Origin of the sequence: Bacillus sp. 95MFCvi2.1 (assembly GCF_000374965.1) — a bacterium.
GTDB classification, from domain to species: Bacteria; Bacillota; Bacilli; order Bacillales; family Bacillaceae_G; genus Bacillus_A; species Bacillus_A pseudomycoides.
This window is the reverse complement of sequence record NZ_KB895728.1, coordinates 1-17972: the sequence shown is the minus strand read 5'-3', so window position 1 is coordinate 17972 and position 17972 is coordinate 1. Positions and strand designations below refer to the sequence as shown.

General features: G+C 38.1%; 12 protein-coding genes and 1 pseudogene. 2 read left to right on the top strand and 11 right to left on the bottom strand.

Annotation, left to right across the window (positions count from 1 at the left end; all coding sequences use genetic code 11):
* Nucleotides 1-224 precede the first annotated feature (224 nt).
* The 7 genes from C568_RS0127545 to C568_RS0127515 all read right to left on the bottom strand — a co-directional run bounded on the left by C568_RS0127545 (nucleotide 225) and on the right by C568_RS0127515 (nucleotide 12258).
* Nucleotides 225-1694 carry a TROVE domain-containing protein gene (locus C568_RS0127545; protein ID WP_018783376.1) on the bottom strand — a complete coding sequence of 490 codons (1470 nt, stop codon included), beginning with the start codon at nucleotides 1692-1694 and terminating at the stop codon, nucleotides 225-227.
* 787 nt (nucleotides 1695-2481) lie between these two features.
* Entirely contained in the window at nucleotides 2482-2760 is a 279-nt protein-coding gene (locus tag C568_RS0127540; protein WP_018766753.1) for a hypothetical protein, read from the bottom strand.
* Nucleotides 2735-4369: an SWIM zinc finger family protein gene (locus tag C568_RS0127535; protein ID WP_018783375.1), complete on the bottom strand. Its 1635-nt coding sequence runs from the start codon at nucleotides 4367-4369 to the stop codon at nucleotides 2735-2737. Before C568_RS0127535 ends, C568_RS0127540 begins: the two co-directional genes overlap by 26 nt.
* Nucleotides 4345-5451, bottom strand: coding sequence for a VWA domain-containing protein (locus tag C568_RS0127530; RefSeq protein ID WP_018783374.1), 1107 nt, complete (start codon nucleotides 5449-5451; stop codon nucleotides 4345-4347). The genes C568_RS0127535 and C568_RS0127530 overlap by 25 nt, the downstream gene beginning before the upstream one ends.
* Nucleotides 5441-7747, bottom strand: coding sequence for a DUF5682 family protein (locus C568_RS0127525; RefSeq protein WP_018783373.1), 2307 nt, complete (start codon nucleotides 7745-7747; stop codon nucleotides 5441-5443). The genes C568_RS0127530 and C568_RS0127525 overlap by 11 nt, the downstream gene beginning before the upstream one ends.
* Nucleotides 7708-8814, bottom strand: a complete 1107-nt coding sequence (locus C568_RS0127520) for an ATP-binding protein (RefSeq protein WP_006095383.1) — start codon at nucleotides 8812-8814, stop codon at nucleotides 7708-7710. Before C568_RS0127520 ends, C568_RS0127525 begins: the two co-directional genes overlap by 40 nt.
* A 15-nt stretch (nucleotides 8815-8829) precedes the next feature.
* Complete coding sequence (locus tag C568_RS0127515) at nucleotides 8830-12258, bottom strand: DUF4132 domain-containing protein (protein ID WP_018783372.1); 3429 nt, start codon at nucleotides 12256-12258, stop codon at nucleotides 8830-8832.
* A gap of 261 nt (nucleotides 12259-12519) precedes the next feature.
* Here C568_RS0127515 and C568_RS0127510 point away from each other — a divergent pair, with 261 nt between their 5' ends.
* Both C568_RS0127510 and C568_RS0127505 read left to right on the top strand, forming a co-directional pair.
* Complete coding sequence (locus C568_RS0127510) at nucleotides 12520-12822, top strand: hypothetical protein (RefSeq protein ID WP_003202614.1); 303 nt, start codon at nucleotides 12520-12522, stop codon at nucleotides 12820-12822.
* 188 nt (nucleotides 12823-13010) lie between these two features.
* Complete coding sequence (locus C568_RS0127505) at nucleotides 13011-13550, top strand: STM3941 family protein (RefSeq protein WP_018783371.1); 540 nt, start codon at nucleotides 13011-13013, stop codon at nucleotides 13548-13550.
* A gap of 500 nt (nucleotides 13551-14050) precedes the next feature.
* On the opposite strand, the gene C568_RS31390 is transcribed toward C568_RS0127505, so the two are convergent.
* The 4 genes and pseudogenes from C568_RS31390 to C568_RS0127480 all read right to left on the bottom strand — a co-directional run.
* Nucleotides 14051-14290 (bottom strand): PoNe immunity protein domain-containing protein, encoded by a 240-nt coding sequence (locus C568_RS31390; protein WP_255291956.1) that lies wholly within the window; start codon nucleotides 14288-14290, stop codon nucleotides 14051-14053.
* Between the two features lie 275 nt (nucleotides 14291-14565).
* Nucleotides 14566-16161, bottom strand: coding sequence for a multicopper oxidase family protein (locus tag C568_RS0127490; protein ID WP_018783368.1), 1596 nt, complete (start codon nucleotides 16159-16161; stop codon nucleotides 14566-14568).
* A gap of 119 nt (nucleotides 16162-16280) precedes the next feature.
* The gene (locus C568_RS0127485; protein WP_018783367.1) at nucleotides 16281-17564 is read right to left on the bottom strand and encodes an aminopeptidase P family protein; all 1284 of its coding nucleotides are present in this window, start codon (nucleotides 17562-17564) and stop codon (nucleotides 16281-16283) included.
* 183 nt (nucleotides 17565-17747) lie between these two features.
* Nucleotides 17748-17972 (bottom strand): annotated as a pseudogene (locus C568_RS0127480) (hypothetical protein); the annotation flags it as partial.

The following is a 17972-nucleotide window of genomic DNA, read 5'->3' as shown; positions in this document are numbered from 1 at the left end:
GTTACTATCCAGTTGCTTTTGTAGTTAATCTATCCTCGCCAAGATTAGCTAACGGCTCAAATCATAGAAATGGATGAGCAGCTCCAGGTAACCCTGCTTTAATTAGAAAATCATTGGTTTCTTAAAATAAAGATTATGAGTTTCTTTTTTATTGCATCATGGTTAACTAGACCTGCCGTTATCCTAATTATTCCGTCTTCTAAATAAAAAGAGTGTAACAAAAATTATTGATAATTTTCGATAGCCGAAATAAGGGAACCTGTTCCTTCTTCCGCATAATGAATGAAGTCCAAACATTTTTCACTCCAGCCACCGATTAAATTTGTTTTCTCTCCTACGAATTGTTGATTACCGTAACTATTTAAATTGAAAGAGTGAACCCAAACATCAGGATTCATTTCACGACGATATGTTTCAAGAAGAATTTGTGAAGAATTGTCTCCATACCTATCTCCGTACACTTGCTCATCAGAGAAGACAAGAATGCGGTCAACTTTGATTTTGTGATCTAATAAATATTTGATAGAAAGATGTAAGTTTGTTCCATATCCATGTTTATTAACTTCTGATAAAAATGTGTTCATGTTCTCTAAAATACCAGAACGGGTAGAAACATTTATCGCTTTGAAATCAGTTGCGAATACAGATGTAATAGAATTATCACAGAAGGAGTGTGCCATTGCCATCATTAGTGTAGCAATATCTGCACATTTAACACTCCCATCTTTTGAAACAGGATAACATGTCATAGATCCTGAGATATCTGCTGTCATAAATGTTGTTCCTGATAATCTCGGCATGTTTGTAACAGATGCTTCAATTGCGTCATTCAATATATCTAATAATTCGCTTCCTGCTTGTGGTAATTTTTCTTGCACAACACGATATGCTGAAAAAAAGCGAAATGGTAATTGTTTTGATTTTTTTACTCGCTCAGGATCGCGAAGAATGTTATATACTGTATCAATATTTGAGACACCTGAATTTACGATATTGCGAAGGTTACGAAGTAAGGCCATATAACCCACTTTTCCGCTATCAATTAATTCTTCCCACACTTCTTTTTTGTTTCCTTTTTGAGAAAGCTGTGTTTCCCATGTATATGGTACTTGCAGTGTGTTCTCTAACAAACGTTTATAAAGTTCGTAACGTTCTGTTCCTTTTTTGGCAGATGGGCTTACTAAACGGAATACATCTTTCAATGTAACGTCTTTTCCTGTGCGATTGTATTTTGCTAATTGATATTCATCAAATGTAGAAAAGGCATCTGCTAACCCCTTTTTCAAAGAGTTTGGAATTGGATTTTCCCGACCGTATACCCCTAATTGATATGCCATTATTTCTGTTACATCATCCGGACGCTGCGCAATACGAGAAACTGTTTGACGAGCATATTTACGACCTTCAGGGTGGTTTGCAAGTTCCACTGCTAATACATGTGTAACAGAACGCATGTAGAACACTTCACGTGCATAGACTGCTAAACTTGCAACAAATTTAGGGTCTCTGTCCATGATTTGTTTTGCAGTAGTAACTAATTCTTCGCTGTTATCACCATAAAATTTTGGCTCATTAAAGAAAGATGTTAATACCATCGTAACTAATTTATCTTTATCATACATTTTATAAGCTTTTCCGCCCTCTTTTGTATATGTTTGACGGCTTCCTTGAGAAGAATGATTAAACTTTGACATTATGATCTACCCCCAGAGATTTTTTGACACTACTGGTTGAAATACAAATAAAAAAGGCAACGTATATACGTTGCTCTTTTCACTCATTCCTAACACTTAAGAAATATTCAAAACAGGAATCGAATCCCACAAACACAATCCCTATATGACGAAGTAACTCCTACCTTAGTGTTATGAATCAAAGAAAAGTACGAATTCAGTGCGGACCTTTCCGCATCGATTAGGATCGAATCTATAGCACTTAATATTAGCAAACGAAGCATGAGCTATCTACACTGTTCCTGTTATACATAATGTTTAAAGATTTGGGAGATAAGCGAAAAGGCTCATTACGTTGCTCTACCACTGAGCTACCTTCCAAAATGGGAAGGATGGGATTCGAACCCATGACACACGGCACCCAAAGCGAAGAAATCCTTCTCTACACTGCCCAAATCTATTAAATATGAATTATAAAAAAGGGAGATAGGCGGAAAGACTCAATATGTTGCTCTACCAAACTGAGCTACTCCCCTAATGTTAATAAAACATCAGGGAAGGCAAGGATTCGAACCTGCGACCTACCGCGTGAAAGGCGAAGAAATTCTTTCCTACACTGCCCTTTTCTTTTTATCACTCATCGTTCTTACTATTATTATACTTGCAAATTAATATTTTGGCAATTATTAGTACTTTCGGAAAATCAGTACAATTTCTCCCCACTGCGAGCGTTTTCGTTTCTTCTTCAGCATACTTCTAGCGAAAACCTTTTTATTTAAATTCAATATTCATCTACTAACCCAGCTATTTATAAATGCAGCATTTCAGCCTTTATAACTTGAATATATTCCTGCAACTTACAAAACGCTTCTGTCAGTTTGTTTGTTTCTTCTTTATGAAGAAAGCGGGCCTTGTTTCGCTCTTCCTCTATGATAAGCACCTGCGTGGCGGCATAAGAAAGACCATACTTTTCGCATTCTCGTTTTATATCCTGAAAAAAGGAAAGAGGGACAGTCCCTGCTCCTGAGACAAGCATCTCATCTAGAACTTCTTCCAATTCATCAATTAGGCGCATTAACTCGATCATAGAACGTTCCCCCTTCACTCAGTGTAGTATTTATAATCTCTCCTGCTTCTGTATATAAAATGATAGGTGTAACAACGAGCTTTGTTCCTTCCTGATAAGGATGAACTAGCATTCTCTTTATATGCAACGAGTCCATATATATTTTTACAAGTCGAATCATTCGCTCATTTTCTGGTCGTTTCATCATTTGCATTTGCAATGTTTTCCCATTCTTATCGATAAGAGGTATGATCCATTTTTGTTCTTGCTTCTGAAACTTCCATTCTCCTATTTCAGCAACTTCGATACAAAAGATTCCTTGTTTATTTGCCTCTAACCTTTGCTCTTTTACTTTTTTTAATAGTTCTTCCCATGAGGTTAAAAAGAGAGATTGCCACTCTGCCACATTTGTTTTTCCTTCCACTTCTCCTAATGTCTGTGAGCTAGATGACAATTGAAAATCGACGTTAAGTTTTGCCTGCTTCAATCGGACAGATGAACGAGATAGTTCGTATCCTTTCCCTGCAATTCCCCATGGAACTTGCCTTTCATGGAGTTCTTCAGGAGTTGTGCTGCTCCCTTCATAAAACATGGGGCGCGACTGTGTGTATGTAATCCACTTTTCCTGTTCTCGATTATAGAAATAATACGTCACACCAACATAACCAGACTTCGTTTGCCAGCCAGATGCACCAAAAGCATGCAAAATAAGTGGTGGAACTTCGTAATATTCCGAACGAAACGGACCCTCTTGCAGATGGTGGCGTTCCAACAACAAAATGTGTTCATAAATCGCGGACACCGTTTGCCGATAAGATGCCATTTGAAAAGATGCATGCTTCATCCGATATAGCCCAATATCCGCCCCGAGCTTACGAAATAAATTCTCTAACTTTGCGAGTTTCAAAGAACGTGCTTTTACAGAAAGTTGTTCTATTTCATAGATTGTATTTTCGGTAAGGCGTGTTAATCCAAAGTGAACAATTTGCTCGATCATTTCTTTGAAAATAGATAGCTTATCCGGCGCAATGATAAGAGGATGCATCTGTTTCGTTTCGTGCGAGATTCCCTTCTCTTTTTGATACCAATATACCGCTTCTGCCTTATGCCGGCATATCCCCTCTGCTTTGCACGTACAGATCGCATCCGCTACCGATTCAGCTGTTAGAAAGCGAACTGTTATATTCTCTTCTGGGAAAGTGGCAATTAAAGCCCCCTCTTCTTCTAAAACAAACTTTTGCTGAAATGTTTCGCGAAACATCATTTCAGCCCACATTTTTTCGGAGACAATATTGCGAACGTTCACATTCAAAAGAGCAGAGAAATCAACTTTTATGTTCTCTTCACCTTCGTACATCTTCTTTGCTTCTAATAGAGCCATAATGACATGTTTACAAATCGAACGGGCTTCACAACTACAAGAGTAACTGCGTATATCACCCGTAAACGTTACAGTAATTCCGTCATCAAGATGTATTTGCGCTGCACCCTCTTCTACGTCCATTTTGACATTTGATACAACGGCCAAATCCTTCATTGCTCTCTTATATGTTCCTTTGTTAGACATGGCAATTAAGTATGTTTCATCAATAGAGGAAAGAACATTTAAGAAATGATTGTTGCGATCCATTGTGCCAACCTCCCTGGTGTTAACGCCGCTACATGAGCACCGAGCGCCGCCATTTTTTCAGCTGCCTGTTTATCATAAAAAGGCTGTGCAGTCGGATCCAGAGATGTTAGCACGATCAGCTTTGCTCCTGATTCTACAATCTTCATCGCTTCTCGGTACATTTCATTGTAACTGCCACCTTCATATAAGTCTGTTACAAGCACGACAATTGTTTTATGAGGCATCTCGATTTTATTCGTTGCGTAGCGCAGCGCCTGAGCAATATATGTTCCTCCCCCAAGCTGTACGCTCATAAGCGTTTCCACCGGGTCGTCAATACGATCCGTTAAATCAACAACAGCTGTATCAAAGATGAACAGATCTGTCTTAATCGTCGGTAAGCTTGCAAAAATACCCGCCATAACTGCGCTATGAATAACAGAATCAATCATACTTCCGCTCTCGTCTACTGCGAGGATCACACGCCATGGGCTAACGTGCTTCGTGGCAGCATAAAAGTACGGTTTTTCAATATGAATGGCGTTTGTTTCCTTGTCAAAATGCTTTAAGTTCTTTCGAATCGTTTTCTTAAAATCAAAGTTGCGCATCGTGCGAACGCGACTAGAACGATTTCGATCTGGTCTACCGCTTAATGCGTGCTTCACTTCTTGCTCTAAATTACGCCGCAACTCCTCAGCGACTTTCGCTACAATACGTTTAGCTGTGTCTAATACATCCGGTTTTACATAATCTTTAAATTGTAAAATGCATTTTAATAAATTCATATTCGGCTCCATTTTTTCAAGCGTTTGCTTATCTTGCAATAGAGCCGTTAATTCATACTTTTCTAGCGCATGATTTCCCATAATCTCAATGGTTTCTTTCGGAAATAACTCCCGCACTTTCGAAATCCAAGTCGGCACTGTTAGCTGAGAGGGATCCAACGACCCGCCGCGTTCTTCTCCGCGTTCTCTCTCGTACAAAAACTCCAGTACCTCATCCATTGCTCTGTATGCAGGGTCTTCTTCCTGAAATGTGATTTGGTCATCTGCATGTTTCCCAAGAACAAGACGCCAGCGATTTAAAGAAATGTTATTCTCCATCTTCTAGCCCCCGTCTCATTAAAATTTCCCGTGCCTTGCGATCTAACTGTATTGCATACGCCAGCACTTCTTCGGAAATTGCTTCTTCTTTTATCACTTCTTCTGTGGCTCCATATAACCGCGCAATCTGTTTAGCAATCGTATCCACCTCAAGCGGCGTGAATTGACTGAACAAGAGGCGCAAATGCGGCAATACTTGTAAAAATGTCTCTTCATCAAGTTCTTCTAGAACATGAGACATTCCGTCAAGCAGCGATTCGTTATATAAGAAGATATCTTTTGCGCCAGCAAACAAACCATTCAAAAATATCGGAGCTTGCTTTTGCATATCGCCACTTCCATAAAAATATCCTTCTGCCACTTGCATTACCTCATTGATTTTCCACTTCCCTAAAGAAGTTAACAGCCCAAATACTGCCCCTTCTACTTGGCTTTCTCGTTTTTCCCTTTGCAAATAAAGCTCCAGTGCTTCAATAAATTGCTGGTCTGCAGGCTGCATTGTATACAAATCAATAAGTTTTTCCGCAATAATTGCTGGTTCGCCCCCATCTAAAACAGAAAATAACGAAAGTGCTTTATGTCTAGCATGATCCGCTTGCTGATTTTCTTTTTCTATTTGTGATAAATAGTAAGCACAATCTGCCATAGAAGCAAAATCTCCATCCGCCTGTATTGCTTCATCTATAAACTGATTGTACATAGCGAAATCGGAAAACAAACCACTTAAGTAGGCTTCTAGCAATAAAAGAGCCACCTCTCCCGCACGCCCTTTCGCCTTATACAGCTTTGCTCTTAGCATTTCCTGCGCAGCTTCTCTCACCGTTCCGCCATACACAGATAAATCAATCAGAGCACTTTCTACTTGTGCTGAAAAACGATACTTCCAAGTTTCTCGCATAAGATTAATATTCTGCTTTCTAGCTAGGTTTGGACCGCGCAGCTTCTCGCAAAACGGGACTCCTAAAAAAGCGAGGCAATGAAAGAATTGACTTAAACGCTGGTGTCGTTCGTTCTTGTATATGTCAAGAATCGTCTCCTGTGGTACAGTAGAACGCACCGGAAGACGAAACGAACGAACAGAAGCACGAAAATCATGCACGAGCGGCGGCACATCCGCTTCTTTTGACAATTCCCCGCGCTTCGCCCCTTGCAAACTCTTCTGAAGCAGCGCTAAAGGCTTATTTGCCGAGAATATCTCACCTTTCACGAATGCACTACGCACTGCATCCATCAGTTCATACAATCCAGGTTGCATCTTTCCCCGAAGCAGTGCAAGTTCACGTATCATTCGTGCAGCTTCAATCTCATCTGCCATTGATATTCCTTCTGCCTTTAGCTGTCTAGCAATTCGTATCATAAATTGCTCAGCTACCGCTTCATCCCTGTTCTCCCAAATATGTTGGTAAAAAGCAGGTGCAGGCATACCGCTCTCATAGCCACGCATCTGATCGCTTTCCAAAAAGGAATACGGCATAAGATAGTTTTTGGCATACGCTTTAGATAATGGGCTTTTGGACAGCTTTTTCTTTTTCCCTTCCAATTCAAGAAGCCCTTTCACATGAAAGCCTCCGGTAATAACGAGCACCTTGTCATACACTTTACGCGCTTTTTCAATTTCCTTTGCCATGTGTATCTCCCTGGCTTCGCATCCGTCTTCTGTCAACATCTCCTGCGTATAGTCCGCGCGCGTATAATAACAATAATCGAAGAGCTGACGGACAAACTCCTCGCTTGTCATATGAAAGCCTTGCAACTCAAAGTATTTCTCCCAAAATTCATGAAAGCTTCGGCACCCCGTTTTTTCCGAAAGCATACGGACATATTGACTGTGCCGGAAATATTGCTCGTCATACTTCCCATTCTCTTCCTCATTTTTCGTTGCAAACAAATATTCTTTATAAGGAAGATCAATAAATGAAACTGGAATATTGCGCGTAGCTCCTTCCCGCAGCGCGACAAGTTCCGGTGAATAGTCGAGAAAGGGATAGTACGCACGGTACTTTCCACTTTCTCCTCTTTCAAGCACATCCGTTTTATCATCATAACTGCAATATATACAAATTGGAGCCTCACTTTCTGCACTCACAATATGCGGAATAAGAGGGTTGCAATCTATCGGTCCTTCTATAAGAATCGCATCCGGTTTATAGAATTTAACGATCTTTTGTACATGAAAAGAGCACGCAGGACTATGATGGCGAATCGGCACATATACGACGTTGTGATCTAAATTGTAAGCTCTTTGAAACAATGCATTTACTTCAGCTGATTGCGAGCTTCGAAAAACGACTTCCATACCTCTCCTCCTACTTGACCTCGCGCCCTAACGATGCTTGTAAAGTAACTGCGCAGCTTTTCTAAATCATCCTTGTTTTCTTTCGCAATTGTGCCCGATAAATACCGAACAAGCGCATCCATCTTCACTTGTCCGCTTCCATAATAATACGCATCCATTGCGCTTTGATAATATACCGATACTGCTTCTGCAGTACTCATAACAGAAGATGGCTGATCGATTCGTTTTCCTTCAGCAGTTACACCTTCCCGTAGTTCATGAAAAACAGTCGCTAACAGCTGAACAACCGTCTCATCCACTTTTGGTGTGATGCCTGATGCTCCTAATAAGCGCGTTACTTGTGACTCTATTATTTTTGCTTCAAGCTTTACATCCTTAATCGGATGCACCGTTTCAAAATTAAAACGACGCTTCAATGCACTACTCATCTCATTCACACCGCGATCTCGTGTGTTAGCCGTCGCAATAATATTAAATCCAGGCTTAGCTGTAAGAATTCCTTGCTCCCCAAACTCCGGAATATTTAGTACTTTATCGCTCAGAACGCTGATCAATGAATCTTGCACTTCCTGCGGACAGCGAGTCAATTCTTCAAATCTAGTTAATATCCCTTGTTCCATCCCAACAAAGAGAGGTCCTGGCACAAGCGCCCCCCTTACAGGCCCTTTCGCAAGAAGAAGTGCATAGTTCCACGAATACTTAATCGTATCTTCCATCGTAGCAGCTGTTCCTTGCACAGTGTTACGGCTATTTCTGCATATTGCGGCAGAAAGCAGCTCGCTTAGCATCGTCTTTGCTGTTCCTGGCTCTCCGATTAACATAAGTCCTCGGTTTCCTGCTAATGTGACAATTGCTCGTTCCACAAGCGCATCATTACCATAAAACTTACGACTAATTTCCACTTCTTTTCCTTCTAAAAGAAGCGGTTCTTCTTGTCCGATAATAAACGTCCGAACGGCACGCGGTGACAATCGCCAGTTAGGTGGTTTCGGAAACGAATCATTCGCTTCTAACGCATTCAATTCTATTTCATATAATTCTTCCATTAATGGTTTAATAGACTGCATATGTCAGTTCCTTTCTTATCGCTTGCTGCGCCAGTTTTCATCACGGCCAAGATTCGATTCTGTTGCCCGTTTTATATCATATAAAATTTCACTGAAAAAGCGTTCCGATACTTGCTTCGGTAAAACGCGTCTCTCATGATCAATTTCGTCGTAGTCATATGAACCGCGGCTCACCGTGCCTGCTTTGTAAAATTGAATTTCAAAAACGCACACATCCTCCTCACCTTCATATCCAACCGGTGCCCCTTCAAACGCAAGCTCCGCCCCTAGTCCGGCGCGAGTATCTTCTTTATAGAATGTATAATATACACCGGCATCTTGAACCGATCCACGACTCCAGCCGTACTTCGTCATCTTACCAAACAGCGAACGGCCATTGATCTGGATACCAGCAAACCTTTCCACAGTGACTTCCTCATTCTCCTCAACCTGAAATACTTCGCGGTCAATTTGCGGAAATGGCTGAGTAACCTCATAATCTTCTAGCTGTTCCTTCCATAATTCCCTTTCGTCCTCGGACAATTCTAACGGATGAATTAGACCGATAACAGTGTCTGGCGTAAGTTCATGCTCTTCTTCTTCAATCGTATTAAACGTGCCATCCTCCATATAGCGGAACATCGCAAGCAACTTTCCTTCCTTATACTCACCCCAAATAAGGGAGATAGCAAACTGCTGCAGAATTGGATTTTCTACAAACAGAGACTTCCATGTATTTTGTGACCAATAGCGATTCAGAGAAAGTGCTGTTTCAAGACGCTGCGTTTGCATCGTAATCATAGTTCGGAGCTGCTTCTTTATAGAGGATAACTCCGCCTTAGCCTCCTCAGCTTTTTCCGCATCATCTTTTGCATTTGGTTTCGGAAGCGACTTTATTCGTTTTCCTTCTCCCGTTTTTAGCTCAATTTTCAAGTTTGGAGTTAAATAGGCAGTAAATGTTCTGCTGCCGTAATCAATTGTCTTTTCACCGCGCTTATTAAACCCAAGGTCCGGGACAAGCTGATCTTCTAGCTCTTCTTCTGTAATACCACGCGTTTTAGCAGCGAGACTCAGCGCTTCTTTCGCAGCATTACGCACTTGCTTATGTTTATACTTAAATGCCATCGCATGGATAGACATTAGCCCAATATGTGATTGGGACAACGCTAGCGCCTGAACAGCTGCAGCAGCAATCGCTCCGCGCATACCAAGCGCCCACTCATCAATCTGCTTTTTGAGTTGCATCGCCATTTCATCATCACTGTAAATACCGTACAACGAAAGAATACCGCGTTTCTTCGATTCCGCGCCTTGAGAAACCCAAAGCTGATAGATCGCTTGTATATTTTCCTTCAAATCTTGTTCGTTAAGAGCAGCGCTTATTGCTTCTGCTACTTCCTTCTTCTCAATAACAGAATCTGATACGTACTGCTGAAAATATGCAAGAGGAATCATTGCATCTGCAATGGTATCGGAATCGCGGAGACGAATTTGCGGTTCAAATCCGATCCACTGCACAAGTGCATTCCTTTTTTGCGGCGTTAAAATACGCGTGCAAAGAGCTTCTATACTTCCTGATGCTCCTTCTAATTCCCCGTCACCAAGCAATGGGGCAAACTTCTCCGTCAAAGAAGCGTTTTTCTTTTCTTGTAAAGCTTCCTGTACAAGCTTTGTATATTTGTCAGTTTTATAATATAAAAGTGTTTGCATTGCATTTTCGCGAACAACTTTCTTTTTATGATTTAATTCCTTTGCTACATCTTCTGCAGCTTCCGTATCTTTTGTAAGAAGTTCAACTGCAGCGGTACGTACCTTTTTAGAGGAATCCCCAAGACTTTGAATGAGAAGATCACGCGTCTGAACTGCGTTATCCTTTGCCAACTCATCCAAAATAAAAATCCGTTCATCTGCAGAATACTCAGGAAATTCACCTTTCACATACGCTCGTTCTTTTACAAACAAACGAACGAGTGCCTCCGTCGCCTTATCTCGCTTCTCACTATGCCCGGAAGCTTGTTCAATGGAATAAGAAACGAGCTTCTCCATCGATAAACCGTAGGTAAGCAGATCTTCCAGCACCTGTTCTGGCGAGTTCTCCATAGCAGCATACCGCTGCAGAAGTTCATATAAACTATAGTTATACCCTTTCCCAAGTTGAAGCGTAAGAGTGGCTTCCCTCTTTGCTGCTTCCTCTATATCCCAAAGTAATGCAATTTCTAAAACAGGCATTCTCCAGTAATTATTTCTAAACTTCGAGCTTTCGAACCATTGCTTCATATCCTCAAATGATAAAGTGCCTAATAGATAGTCACGATATGTACCACGTATGTCAGATGATTTCGTTTGAAGGACAACCGTTAAAAACTCTTCACGTACTTTGTTTCTATGTAGCTCGTACCCTTTTTCCGCTAAAAGCATTGATACGAAAAGGTAATGACTTTGACTTAAATATTGCAGTGTACGCTGCACAAATTCCGGTTGTTCTTCCACCATTCGAAGCAACAATTGATATTCATATACGCGATCAAAATCAACAACACCTAAATGATGCTGTGTAAGGCGATATGCGAAAAATCTTTCCTCTGGAATACCGAATTGTTCACACAAATCTCGAGTTGTTTCATACAATTGTGCATAAAAACTTTTTGTTTTTTTGTAATTTCCAGACTGTTCAAGAGTATGGCTGACATGTGAAATGGCATAATTCATAAAATTTTTTACAGAGCATTTCACTAACAATTCCATATATCTTCTTGCAACATCCGAATGCGGATACATACGAAAAATTTGCTGCCAAGTAAAGTCAGGTAAAGATGACCCAGCAAATACTTTACTAACAGCTTCACCTCGAACGTACCTTTGAGCTGCTTCAATCTTCTCTTCCGCTCCACTTAACCTCAATATATACTCCGCATGCTCTTCCAATTCTTCTTCCAGTAAAGAACGATAAGGAAGAAATCTCTCATAATCTGCATCTAACATAACTAGAAGCAAAAGTAATTTTTGCTGACCTGTTATAACTTGCAACTGTTCTTCTATATACTTCGGATTCTCCCTTATTAATTGTCTAAGAAAAACATCCGCTTCATTTACAGAACGCGAAAGATTCGTTAAATACTTACAAGCAAATACTACAAGTCTATCGAATGAAAGACCGCTTTTTTCGAAATAAACCTTTATATCTGGAAAACTCATATATGAAAAACGCACGAGAAGAACATTCAACAATTGATCCTCAAGTAAATGATAGAATAACCGAAAAAACACTGGATCTTGCTTATATGTTTTCCTAAAGTCATTCATGAACTGCCAAGCAAAATCACTACGCTTATTTTCGCGAATGGTCGTTTGTTCTATATGCTTTAAAACTTCTTCATCTCTCGTCTGCAAGTAACGTATTGCTAATTCTTCTTGTGCTCCTGTCATATTAAGGTGTTGAAACAACTGATATGTACTGACTGCCATCCTCTCTGCCTCCCTAGTTCTTTTATAAATTCATCGTTATATCATATACATATGATAATACCTATTCTCTCGCATATCTGAAATTCCAGATATAAAAACACGGAATATATTTACATTATTAGTATATCATATCAACTCGAATACGAACATACGTTTCTTTAAAACGATCATTAAAAATTTGATATAAAGATAAACAAAGTAAGTGATGAGCGTTTTCATGGTATGATGTATAGGTACTAATTTTTTAAATTATAAGTTTTTATGAAAAAACGTATGGAGGCATTGATTGGCAAATATCAACTAACATATGAAAGAAGAGCTATTGGCGATGTTTGTAAATGTATAAAAGTTGTGCCAAGACATGAGGAAGCATTACCGATAGGTTGTTCGAAAATGGGGAGAGCTCTTAATTTACCCGTATTATTTATGTATCCTACATATAAAGAGCATCCCCTTCATTTTATCACTCAATTGAATTTAGAAGAATTGCACAACGAACAAACACGCAAAATGGTTTACCGGAAAGTAGAATGTTATATTTTTGGATTTCAAATGAAGATTTAAAACATCACTGCTTTCAGAATATCTGTTGTACATTGCAGTCCTGTTGGGCGAAATAGATTATATATAAATTGAAAAGGCACATAAACTTTTCAATTTATATAGGATAGGCATTTTGCTTTCGGTTCTGCATAGCGATGACGAATATGTTGGAAAATCAAGGTGGATTTATATGAGTGGGGGGGAATCGTATGAGAAAATATGATATTTATGAATCAAAGAGAAAAGTAGTTGGATTATTTTTTTTGACTTTGGTAGTTGAAGTGATGTTTCTCTTTATTGTTATGTATGCATTTTCGTCTGAGGAGCCTAATTTCATAGTTGGATTTTTATTTGGAGCTCTTGCATTCGTTGTACTAATTGCTCTTTGGAAAGTTATCCAAAAAATGCTTACGAAAAAACCAGCCATCATTTTAGAACAAGAATACATTACAATTATTAACAATCCAAACTTTCCTGTGAAAATTGCTTTGGAGGATGTATTAGGTGTTTTACCTTATGCAATCCAAGGGCAAAAGTATTTAGGAATTGTGATGGAAGATGATGTTGAAGATCGATATATTGCCTCTATACCTTCAAAAGGACAAAGGCTGTATCGAGTTAATAAGCGCGCTGGATTTATACCATTTAATATTCATATGAATTTATTGAAAATCGATGGAGACGCATTACTTGAGAAGTTAGATGAGTATGATATAAGCTTTTTAATTCCTGAAGATGAAGCGAAATAATATAACAAAAGAATTAATTTAGGTATAAGGAAAAAAGAACATCTTGATAAAAAAGATGTTCTTTTTTATTTTTAATTTTAGAACCATTAGCTTTATAACCCGTTTATATGTTTACAATAACAGTTATTAAAATCACTCCATAGCATTTAACCTTCTCAATTTAAACCTCGTCAGCCTGTATCTGTTTAAGTACGTCTGGCTTTACCTCTTCTAAGGATATTCCTTTATCAGTTTTTCTTACCCTCTCCGCAAGCGAAGCCTCTCCACCTTAATCTCATCATTGATTTTCTTACTGCTGTCTACATGATACTTATTGACTCATTCGGTAACCTTTCCTGGTCCACCGCCTTGCTTTCCTGCCAATGTACCGTTTTCAACTCAACTGGTATAGCCTTTGAAGGAAGCTAATTCTGCTTCATTTGGAAACTGACTAATTTTACCTAATTAAACGACCGAAAAATAGAAAAATATATCATCATGCTTTATATTGGAGAATCAAGCTATTTAGCTTTAAAATGCACCATATCATACGGATAATAAGGAACATTTTTTAATATACTATCATCCAATTCTAAAATTTTTACAATTGCTCCACTTTCAAAAATCCAATAGCCAAAGTATAGTTTTTCATGATGTTTATGACAATCATACCACCCCATGTCTTTATGCCCAGCATACCATTCTTCTATCAAGTATTTCTCCATGAGTTTACTAGCTTTTGTATCATCTTTGCACATAATGACATTAACAAGACTTTTAAATGGTTTTTCAAATAACCAAATACTGTTTTGAGAGTTCCCTTCTTCTCTACTGAAATTACAAGAATATTAAATGTATTCTTATCAATTCCTAACATAATACCTATAGAAAAGTATTCGTAACATTCCCAGATCATACTCCTCCACCTTCATCCGGGCATGATCAACATATGCATTAACACTAGCAACCAAAATTAATAAAGCAGCTATCCATAAGATAACTGCTTTATATTATTATGAACTACATGAATTTTATATTATTCTGGCTTATTTGGAATGTTAGAGTTTGGAACATAATCAGATTTGTAATCTGTATATTTCACTTCTGTTACCATCCCTGCTGAAGCATGGTGTAAATCATGACAGTGGAACATCCATTCCCCCGGATTATCTGCTACAAAGGCTACTTCATATTCTTCTCCAGGTTTCAAGTTCAAAGTATCTTTAACAATTGGAGAACCTTCTATCGTTTTTCCATCTTTACTTAATACTTGGAAGAAATGACCGTGTAAATGCATCGGGTGATCATCTGTTTTAGAGCGATTTACTAATTTTACTTTTACTAAGTCACCCTTTTTCACTGGAATTGGGTCGATATCCGGAAATACTTTACCGTTAATTGTATATACCATTTCATTTCCATTCATTTGAGTATTCAAGTCCATATTATATGTGAGAGTAAACTGCTGGTCTAACGTGAAATCACCTAATTTTTTAGCACCATATTTCGTCATATCTAATTTTGGTAGTTTTTCTTTTTCATTTGCCTTGTCTTTCATCTCTTTGCTGCCATCATATTCAATAACAGCTTTCATTCCTTTTGCACCTTTATCTTCTGAATGGTCCTCAACATACCATTTCCCAGGGTTGTTAGCAGTAAATTCAACATCATAACGTTCACCTGGTGCAATTGAAATTACTTTGTCCCTAATAACTTTTGGATCATTAATTGGTTGGCCATCTGTCGCAATTACTTTAATATCATGACCATGAACATGGATATCATGTGATAGGTAACCAGGATTAACTAGTCGAAGTCGAACTTTGTCTCCCTTGTTCACTTTTAATAGCTCCACTAAATCCCCGCTTTTACCATTGATTGTGAATAAGTCATACATGCTCATATCATGACCTTTCATCCTCATATTCCCATGATCCATTCCTTTCATATCATCATTCTTTTTCATATTTTTATTATCCATACTAGATTTATTACCGTCTGCTTTTTCTGTTTTCCCTTTTGTCATTTCTTTTAACTGCTTATCGATTTCTTTTTTATCTGTTACCCATTCATCTAACATTAATGTGTAATCTTTATCATACTTTTCATTTGTATCTTCTACAACGAGAGCACCATACAAGCCTCTATCTAGTTGATTTACAGAATCTTGATGCGAATGATACCAATACGTTCCTGGTACGTTCACTTTAAATTCATAGGTGAAACTTTTTCCAGATTCAACCGCATCTTGTGTCACACCTGGAATTCCATCCATGTTATTTGGGACAGGATACCCATGCCAATGAATAGATACTGGTGCAGATAATTCATTTTTTAATGTCACTTTAACCTTTTCACCTTTTTTCACCCTAATTTCTGGTCCAGGAGATGAACCATTAAATGTCCAGACTGGAACAATAACACCGTTACTTAGCTTTTGTTTTTCTTCTTTCGCTATTAAAGTAACTTCTGATCCTTTTACAACTTTCAATGGTTTTGTAGCCGTTTCAGTCTGTGCTGTTTTTTTATCATTCATATTTTTATAATCATTTGTTGTATTTATGATCGCAGAACATGCAGCAATTAAAGATATTACGGAGACTGTAACTGCTGTTAATACAAATCTCTTCATGGAAAATTCCTCCTTTTGCTTTTTCAAGATTATTATATAAGACGATTTTCGAAAAAATATGGAGATGCCAAATGAACAAAATAAAAAGACGCCCAAAAATTGAGCGTCTTTTACATTTACTATTTTGTAACAACTTGTCTTTCCTTAACGTTTTCATTATTTTCTCTCATAAACTCTTCAATCTCTTCAACCGTTCTAATGATATCTTTTGACAAGTTTTCATACCCGTCCTTTGTGACAAGAATATCATCTTCAATACGAATTCCAATTGATTCTTCTTCAATATACAAACCTGGTTCTATCGTAATGACCATACCTTCTTCTAATACTCTATCTTTGTATGTTCCTACATCATGAGTATCTAAACCGAGGAAATGGCTCACACCATGATAATAATATTTAGATAGTTCCTCATCTTCTTGAATTAAACCAATTTCTTTACACTCTTCTGCCAGTACTTTTTTTGTATGTTCATTTAATGCAGCGAATTTTAATCCTGGCTTTATAAGTTCAGTTGTTTCTTTTAATGCTTTTAATACAATATTATATATTTGTTTTTGGCGATTAGAGAATGTTCCACTAGCTGGGAATGTGTAACTAATATCAGCATTGTAGTAGTCTTTTTGAGCACCTAAATCGAGTAGTACTAAATCACCTTGTTGCACTTTTGCATCATTATCTTCATAATGCAGCACAGTAGCATTTTTACCACTCGCCAAAATTGTATCGAATGCATGATATTTAATACCAGACGATTTTAATGTGAAATCAAAATGCGCTTCTAATTCATATTCCATTATGCCTGCTTTCGCTTGTTTCAGCACATTATAAATACCCTCTTGAGTAACCTCAATTGCTTCTTTTATTTTTTCAATTTCTTCATCTGTTTTGAACACTCGTAATTCACAAATGTTCAGATAGACATTCCCAATTGAAAGATGAGGATACTGTTCTCTTACGTGCTTCGCAAATGCTAGCGCCTTCGTCTCAGTACCTTTCCAATTACGACGTTCTAAATCTAAATACATATGTTTCACATTTTCTGCGAAAAGTGTATTCGCAATTGTTACTTCAAAACTTTCTATATATACAACCTTCTTAATACCAGAAATGTTTTCTGCTTCTTCTTTCGAAACGGTTTTACCAACCCATTTTTCAAGCACTGGATCTGGTTTTTCAATGAAAAGAGTTTCTTCTACACTATCTCCAAATTTTTTTAAAATAAAAATAACATTTGGCTCCTCGATTCCCGTTAAATAGTAAAAATTTCGATTCGGCACAAATTTATAGTGTGCATCAGCTGACATATGTGGTGCCTGTCCGGCAAATAAAATAGTAATCGATCCATCTGGCAATGTTCTCGTTAATCGTTCTCTATTTTGGGCAAAAAATGTTGGCTTCATAATAATCCCCCTTGAATTCTATGTATCAAAACAAATTATCCAATGTAATTCATTTTATTATTGTTATAATTTTTCGTCAATTAATAATTATCGTGTAGAAAGTACAACATTAATCAGTGAGCGTCCTACTGCCAGCCATTTCTATCACGCCTATTCCTTATCTAGCTAAATACTGTTAGATTTTTAAGAGATTGATGGATACCAAGAAAATTTTGTATCACTATCAAGTGGTGTATCCTGGGTTTCCTTTTTGATTATGCTGAACCATTTGTTTAATATTTGAGCTTTTGGTAATTGTGAGGCAGGGTCGTCTTCCCAGATGATGTGTGAAAACCAGGCCTTTGTTTCCCATTCAAATTGCAGTTCTGCAAACGAAATTGTAGGATGGTCCGCTTCATAAAATTGTCG